This is a genomic window from Microcystis sp. M079S1 (genome assembly GCF_020246425.1).
GTDB lineage: Bacteria > Cyanobacteriota > Cyanobacteriia > Cyanobacteriales > Microcystaceae > Microcystis > Microcystis aeruginosa.
Genome location: NZ_JADBSZ010000352.1, coordinates 1 through 3,200, shown reverse-complemented (window position 1 = coordinate 3,200; position 3,200 = coordinate 1). Strand labels below are relative to the sequence as shown.

Annotated in this window: 2 protein-coding genes and 2 pseudogenes; 1 reads left to right on the top strand and 3 read right to left on the bottom strand. The window is 41.0% G+C overall.

From position 1 onward, the window contains the following. From IM456_RS22680 to IM456_RS22670, 3 genes and pseudogenes are all read right to left on the bottom strand, one after another. Nucleotides 1-138: pseudogene (locus tag IM456_RS22680) on the bottom strand (photosystem II D2 protein (photosystem q(a) protein)); the annotation flags it as partial. A gap of 325 nt (nt 139-463) precedes the next feature. Further along, nucleotides 464-1,225, bottom strand: coding sequence for a lipoate--protein ligase family protein (locus IM456_RS22675; RefSeq protein WP_149988244.1), 762 nt, complete (start codon nt 1,223-1,225; stop codon nt 464-466). Further along, nucleotides 1,188-1,664, bottom strand: a complete 477-nt coding sequence (locus tag IM456_RS22670) for a YbjN domain-containing protein (protein WP_149988243.1) — start codon at nt 1,662-1,664, stop codon at nt 1,188-1,190. The genes IM456_RS22675 and IM456_RS22670 overlap by 38 nt, the downstream gene beginning before the upstream one ends. Nucleotides 1,665-2,584: 920 nt before the next feature. On the opposite strand from IM456_RS22670, the pseudogene IM456_RS22665 reads away from it, so the two are divergent. After that, nucleotides 2,585-3,200 (top strand): annotated as a pseudogene (locus tag IM456_RS22665) (IS630 family transposase); the annotation flags it as partial.

Sequence of the window (3,200 nt, the reverse complement as noted above, 5' to 3'; positions counted from 1 at the left end):
TCCACCTAGGGCCATGAAGGCGCAGGGGAAGAGTAGTAAACCAGACCAACCGATGAAGACGAAACGGTCTCTTTTGAGCCAGTCATCGAGAGCATCAAACAGCCCTCTTTCTGGGGCGCGTCCGACAGCAATGGTCATGGGTATTTTTCCTCTTGCTTAACTGAAATCACGGGCAAGATTTCTTAACTTTTTTGAGTCTGGGATTACTCCCATTGTCTTATAAGATGGCGCGATCGATTGACTGGATTAGCTTGACTAAACTAGATGCGATCGCCTGTTAATCCTCACAAACTGTAAAAGATTAACGTTTCTTAAACTAGCACAAGCTAGACAATAATTTCGAGTTTGGTAAGACTTTGGTTTCTTGTGGCCTCTATCTACCTTTAACCATTATTAGCAAAAAATTACAAATCTATACAACTTGACTCATAATTGATTTTTTATACACATAAAAGCTTTTTTGTCAATGAGTATTTATATTTATTTTTTTAATTGATCGCCATTCCCAATCCTCGAGGGGTTGCTCTAGCAATTGACAATCAAAGCAATCCTCGGCGGCGGTTTTCAGGGTAGCGATAAGGGTCTCTAGGGTCAAATCTGGGGCTAAATTCAGCTTTTTAGGGGCAGCACTGCCGAAAACTTGCTCAAACAGCGAATTATCTTGCTCTAGCACCATGGAACCATGTTGGAGAACAGAGGAACCCCGTTGCAGTTGGGCGCTACCAATAAATTTGTTCCCCCAATTATCGACTAGATCTGCACCGGTAGCCGTACCGAAACAGTTAGCAGAATGGATATATCCCCGGCCAGCAGCACCGTAGGACAATTCCAGTCCGAGATTTTGCCAGCCTGTGATTAAAAATTGACATATTTGACAGTAAACTTCCCTAATGTTCCCCTTCATCCCCGAATTTACCACCATATAAGTCAAATCCCCCTGATGTAGTACAGCCCGGCCACCAGTAGGACGACGAACTAGGGAGATTTTTTGACCTTGCCAAGTCAAATTACGCCAAAAATCGGGATATTGTCGTTGATGATAGCCCAAGGAAATAGCCGGGGGCGACCATTGATAAAAACGCAGAGTCGGGGGATGATGACCGCAAAGGTGTTGTTCTAGTAACCAAGAATCGATCGCCATTTGTAGCTCTGCCGATGAGATAATTGGAGGGATATAACGCCAAATTTTAGCTGCCACCAAAGGATTCTCGTAACATTTCATCATTATTATCTGCTACCGTCGCCACGAGAGTAATTGCTCGCGAAATCTCCCCAGCAGACAAATCGGCCACAGTACGCTGAGAAATCACCACCACCTGATCATTCATAATGGCAAAATGAGATTCAAAGGTTTCGGCACAATTCATCGCTAATAACTTGCGGGTTAATCCCAATTCATCCTGAACAGGTAATTTCAGCACAGAAGACCACACCGTGAGAAAATCATCATCGCTTTCCCCGGTTAACTGCACAAATACCTCAACGCTACCATACTGAAACTTCCAAAGATAACCTTTTTCTGTATGTTGTACCATAGCAGTATCATTCTGCTGCAGGGTAGAAATAACCGTTTCAATCATTTCTTGGTGACTGCTCGTACTAGCCAGAAATTCATCGGACATTGACTCTATTGCTTCTGAAGTCGCTAAACTTTCCGTGGTCATAAAAATTCCCTAAACTCGATCGATCACAATCTTATCCCACCCAAGGGAAAAGAAAAAAAGACATTCGGATTGGGGGACTGGGGTGTTGGGGTTTTCGGGTGTTGGGGTTTTAGTTGAAATTTCCCCATTTCCCCATTTCCCACTTGCCACTTTCTACTTCCCACTTCCCCTGAACAATCTCTAACCCCAATTAATCAAAATTTGATCAAGCATTTGAGTAAACACCTGACTTGGTAGCCGATCCTGTAGGATGCGTTAGGCGGTTACTAATTGTGTTAACAAACCAAAATTAACAATCCGCACCCCACGCACCAAATTTATCATCAAATTGGTGCGTTGAGCTATCGAAGGGCGCACCCTACGATTTAAGCTCTGGGTGAGGATTGGAACTTGGAAAAAATCATCCCCGCGCGGGTCGCCATCCTACAAACTAGATCAGGAGTCGTTTTCTTCTTCTCTATTTTCAATATCTATTGCTGACATTTCTGAAGGCAAAGGAGTTGCTAAACGAATGTTGATACTAAATCCGTTGAGTATAGGCTACATATCAGGAGAGGCAAAAGGCAAAAGGGAGAATAAATAATCAGTTTTTAATAACTGGATTTAGTATGACATCAATCATCAATTTATTTTTTTAATCTTTATATTAGCTTTTTTTACAACAATAAAATAAATAGAATCACTGGCATCGTATTCAAGATAAAAATCTCTTTGATAACCAGCGTCCTCGTAAGGATTCAGGTGCCTCAAATGCAGTCACAGAGCGGCTTCTAAAATCTCAGAACTCGCTAAACTAACAGTTTCATTCTCAATAAGCAGGAAAATTAAGGCTTTCAGCGTTTCTTAATGAGAATGAGGATTTGGACATAATTCGCCTAAATGCTTACACAGCATGGGTTTGACTGCTTTTTGTATGACCTGAATCCTTACAAAAATATTTCGAGAAAAATCCACCAGCCACAATAAATGAAGCTGTATATAGGAGAGAAGAATTGACGGGAATAAAACGAAGTCCTACTCAAGTGAGGAAATTCTTAAAATCAATGGGAATGAAATGTATAAAAGTAGTTTCTCTTCCTTCTAAAGCTGACCGGGATGAACAAGAAGACTACAAAGAAAAAAAGCTAGAACCCAGACTAAATGAGGCAAAAGAAGGAAAAAGGGCTGTTTTTTTGTTGATGCCGCTCACTTTGTTATGGGAACTTTTCTCGGTTTTGTTTGGTGTTTTGAGAGACTTTTCGTTAAGTCACCGAGCGGGCGTAACCGCTTCAATGTTTTAGGAGCATTAAATGCAATAACCCATGAAGTTATTCTGGTTACGAATGACACTTATATTACAGCAACTCAAGTCTGTGAACTTCTTGAAAAAATAGCTGCTTTAGGACTAACTATTCTCATCACTCTAGTCTTAGATAATGCCCGCTATCAAAAATGTAAAATTGTTGAAGAATTGGCTCTTTCTTTGTCAATAGAATTACTCTATCTGCCGTCTTATTGCCTAATCTCAATTTAATTGAAAGGCTGTGGAAATTGGTC